Origin of the sequence: Phenylobacterium sp., assembly GCF_030645195.1 — a bacterium.
Classification (GTDB): Bacteria; Pseudomonadota; Alphaproteobacteria; order Caulobacterales; family Caulobacteraceae; genus Phenylobacterium.
This window is the reverse complement of record NZ_JAUSLW010000121.1, coordinates 1-4,141: the sequence shown is the minus strand read 5'-3', so window position 1 is coordinate 4,141 and position 4,141 is coordinate 1. Positions and strand designations below refer to the sequence as shown.

The 4,141-nt window shown below is 59.9% G+C and carries 3 protein-coding genes; 2 read left to right on the top strand and 1 reads right to left on the bottom strand.

All coding sequences use genetic code 11. The features are described from left to right. Positions 1 to 130: 130 nt before the first annotated feature. Entirely contained in the window at positions 131 to 418 is a 288-nt protein-coding gene (locus Q7T09_RS10620) for a hypothetical protein (protein WP_304699577.1), read from the bottom strand. Between the two features lie 468 nt (positions 419 to 886). On the opposite strand from Q7T09_RS10620, the gene Q7T09_RS10615 reads away from it, so the two are divergent. Next, positions 887 to 1,894, top strand: coding sequence for an AAA family ATPase (locus Q7T09_RS10615; RefSeq protein ID WP_304699576.1), 1,008 nt, complete (start codon positions 887 to 889; stop codon positions 1,892 to 1,894). Between the two features lie 47 nt (positions 1,895 to 1,941). Next, positions 1,942 to 4,050 (top strand): S8 family peptidase, encoded by a 2,109-nt coding sequence (locus tag Q7T09_RS10610; RefSeq protein ID WP_304699575.1) that lies wholly within the window; start codon positions 1,942 to 1,944, stop codon positions 4,048 to 4,050. Positions 4,051 to 4,141 lie beyond the last annotated feature (91 nt).

The window sequence follows — 4,141 nt, the reverse complement described above, 5'->3', positions numbered from 1 at the left end:
CGGAAGGCCGGAACGCCGTGCGACACCACCTCGTCGGTCTCGGCCAGCGCCAGCGCCACCCCCCGCAACCGGGCCAGCACAACCTCGGGATCAGGGCTCAGCATGACACTCTCCAGTCGGCTCCCGCCGCTCAGTCCACGTGCCGCTCGCTCACCGCCCCATCCAGGCGCCGCAGCCGGGCGGCCGCCACGACCTCGAGGTCCATCAGCCGCGCGTTCACCCCCATCCGGTTGCGCCCCGGATCGACCGCGCTCCAGTGGGTGACGCAGCCGCAGGCCGCGCAGCGGTGGAACCCGATCGACCGGTCATCCCACATATAGACCTCGGTCGCCCCGCCCTCGATCCGCACCTGGGCCGGCTCATAATAGGCCCACAGCACCCCATAGCGCCGGCAGATGGAGCAGTTGCACTCGGTCACCTCCACCGGCGCGGGATCGGGTGAGGCGGACGGCGCCGCAGTGGCAGGTGGCGAAGGTGGGCATGGGGGCTCGTGAGAGATCGAATGATCAGCCGATATGCCGCAAGTAGCCTTCGAGGGCATCAAGAGCCGGCCCTTAAGTGCGCATTAACCACAAACACCCACCTGCTCGGTCGGAACTAAGCTTATCAACAGGATTGTCGCGTGCATGGCAATTCAGGTGCCGCTGAACTGTTGTGGCGTCAAAACCGGACGCCAGCCACTCGCGGCAGCCTTGTGATGTTCTCTGTATGTTCTATTGCTATCCGGTGCGTCGAATCATCGACGCGCGCTGTCGGCCGACTCGGCGACAGTCAACTGTTATATAGCGGCGACCTCGTGAGCGAGGCGTTTCAATGAGCGTTGTCCTGGATGGCGCGTCAGCCGACGCGCTGCAATTTGATCGAGACGAGTAGAGAGGAGGATCTGATGTCGGCAAAGCAGATCGTTGCTCTGCTCAACTCCCACCTTGAGGGCGATGAGGAACTGTTCCTTTCAATCGCGCTCCAGGCAGCTGCGCAAGCCGCTCGTTCTGGCAGTAAACAAGATGCGGAAATCTTAAAGAGATTGGTCCAGAAGGCTCGCGACCGACGTCGTGAGGATATTCTAGTCGCTCCGAGTCCGATTCCCCTCGCGCGGCCGAAGGGTGAACTTCAAGGGTTGGTCGAGAGCGCATACCCGAAGACCTTGCTTACCAACATGGTGCTTTCGGAAGACGTGGAAGCTCGGCTCCGCCGTCTACTGCTGGAACAACGCGAGCGCGCGGTCTTGAGGGATCATGGGCAGCGTCCAGCAACACATGTGATCCTCGTGGGCCCGCCGGGTACGGGCAAAACCATGACCGCATCGGCATTGGCCGGCGAATTGAGGCTACCCCTATTCACGGTCCGCCTAGATGCGCTGTTCAGCCGATTCTTGGGCGAGACTGCCGCCAAGCTTCGCTTGTTGTTCGATCAGGTCAGTCAGGTGCGCGGGGTCTACCTGCTCGATGAGTTCGATGCGTTAGGTGCTCGTCGTGGAGATCAAAACGACGTTGGGGAAATTCGCCGGGTCCTAAATTCTATTCTGGGGTTCATGGAGGAGCCCAACTCTACTGATAGTTTGGTTGTCGCGGCGACCAATCATTCAAGCATGCTTGACGAAGCTCTGGCGCGCCGGTTTGACGAGTTGATCGAATATAAGGTGCCTGATGCCGGTGCGGCGAAGGCTGTGGTCGAACGTCGTCTTGGGAAATTCAAGGTCAATGCTGTGGCCTGGAAGCGATTGGCCGGCGCGTTGGATGGTCTAAGCCAAGCAGAACTCGTCCGAGCCGCAGACTCTGTTGTCAAAGGCGCGATCCTATCCGGCCAAGGCGAAATTTCCACCGAGCGTCTGGAGGCTGCGTTGAAGGACCGAGCGCGAGTGCGTCACCGATTTAGCGCGAGGGTTGAGACTTAAGTTCTGATGTCCCATGATCACAAGGAGTTATGTGATCGGCGGGGCAAATGGCTGACCTTGAGGACTTTGGGACTCGGAACATTCCTCACGTTCGCATTGAGAAGTTTCAAGACGTCGCGGGATATGTTTTTCCCAAGCGAAAGCAAACGTCGAAACCACTCCGCGACGACTACGCTGCACATGCCGACGCTCTCTTAACACAATTGGCTGAAGCGCTCGGCCCTGTACCTCCCGCAGATGCGGATGCTCGTCTCTCCCTTCCGGGTCTGAAGCCCGGCGTCCTTGTGGAGATCGAAACGAAAGCGCCAAAGCTAGATACGTCCGGCCCGGCCAAAATCCCCACGAATCTTCAGTTTACAGCTGAAGACATCGTCGTTCTGAAGTCCGAGCGACGCGAGCGCACGGAGAGCGCTGTGGTTTTTGTGCCTGACGACGCCAGAGCGTTTCTCGCCTCTCGGTTGGAGAATTACGGAAAGGATCCGGGCAACGAGCGGCGACCGGACATCGACAAATTTGAGCCTCTGGAGACCCTCGTCCGCACCGACGCTGCAGCGCTTTTCACGCCACTGCTGCAGCACGAAATTCTCGATCCCGTCTGGTGGGAATTGTGGGTTCGAGAAGCGCCTGGGCGCGCCGATCTAGTAGCCGCAGCCGCGCGAAAGGACGGCCTAGATGTACATCCTGACCGCCTGCAATTCCCCGACACCATAGTCCTGCATGTCCTCTCTCCCTCTCGCGCGCTCATTCAGTTCGTTTCCCGAGCCCCTGGCGCCTTCGTGGAAGTGCGGCGAGCAACCGACACCATCCAGGTGTTCCTCCAAGAGGGGCGCGATGCTGGCTTGGGGCCGGCAGACCATGTCGCCGAGCTACTAGCTCGGGTCACGCCTCCTCCTCCGGGTGCTCCAGTCATCTGTGTGCTGGACAGCGGCGTATCGGCCGCCCACCCACTGATAGCCAAGGGAATGCGAGGCGCGTGGTCCTTCGATGAAGCCTGGGGGACCGATGACCATATCCGCCATGGCGGACATGGCACAGCTCTCGCGGGACTTGTGCTCTATGGCGACCTATTCGCCGCCATGGCTGACCAACGCGAGCTACGTCTGACGCACAGCGTGGAATCGGTCAAATACTTGACGCCTCCAGGCTTTCCGCAGCCGACCGTCCCGAGTTACGGGGCCATTACACAAGGCGCGGTGGCAATTGCCGAACTAAACGGGGTGGAGAGCGCGCGCACGTTTTGCATCGCCAGTTCGACTGACCTTTGTTCGGCGATGCAACCCTCCTCATGGAGCGGGGCATTGGACCAGCTAGCTTCAGGCTCGACACTAGCCGATCTTTCTACAGGAGAGCCGCCGACGAAGACGGCAAAGCGCTTGATTGTTGTGGCTGCTGGAAACGTTCAAGGCGGTCAAAGACATGAAGTTCTTCAGCAGGCGGCGATAGAAGACCCCGCGCAGAGTTGGAACGCGCTCACTGTTGGCGGATATACGGCCAAGGATACTATCGAGCCGTTCGAGCTCGGGGTCCGGACTTTGGTCAAGGCTAATGACGTAAGTCCTTTCAGTCGTGGGTCCAACACCATTGCTAGCGATCTGACGCCCATCAAACCTGAGGTGCTTTTCGAAGCTGGCAATATGGCGGTAGATGTGGGTGACAATTGCGACTGGCACCCCTCGCTTTCCGTTCTGGCTGCAGGATCGGACGTTGCTAACGAGCCTCTACTTCCTTTTTGGGCCACCAGCGCGGCAGCTGGAATGGCGGGCAACTACCTTGGTCGCCTCAAGGCGGAGCTTCCAGGCCTGTGGCCTGAGACATATCGGGCGCTGACCGTTCACTCCGCCGATTGGGTTGGCCCGATGCGTGAGCGTCTCATTGGCCGTGGCCTTCATTGGAAGGGCGCTAAAAAGGGCCCGCACCAGGAAGTTCTACGGGAAATTGGCTACGGTGTTCCCGATCTTAGCCGCGCAGTGAAATCGGCTAAAAACGATATGGTCCTATTGGCCCAAGCAGAAATTCAGCCCTTTTCGAAGGCGCAGGACGGCGCGACAGCGACTTACAACGAGATACACTTCTACAACCTGCCGTGGCCAAAGTCCGCGCTCGAAGCTGACGTGACCCCCGTTTCTCATCCAGCCATAACGAGAGTCCTGGGTTGATCTGAGCCTTGGTCGGCTGGTGTTGCAAGAGGCCGGCGCGCGGAGAGGTCAGGGTTCGCAGCGTGCCGGCCGGACTCTCCGGATAGGGCTC

What these genes read in the sequence shown, in the direction of transcription:
- Q7T09_RS10615 (WP_304699576.1), top strand. Translation starts at nt 887, where the DNA reads ATGTCGGCAAAGCAGATCGTTGCTCTGCTCAACTCCCACCTTGAGGGC.
- Q7T09_RS10610 (WP_304699575.1), top strand. Translation starts at nt 1,942, where the DNA reads ATGGCTGACCTTGAGGACTTTGGGACTCGGAACATTCCTCACGTTCGC.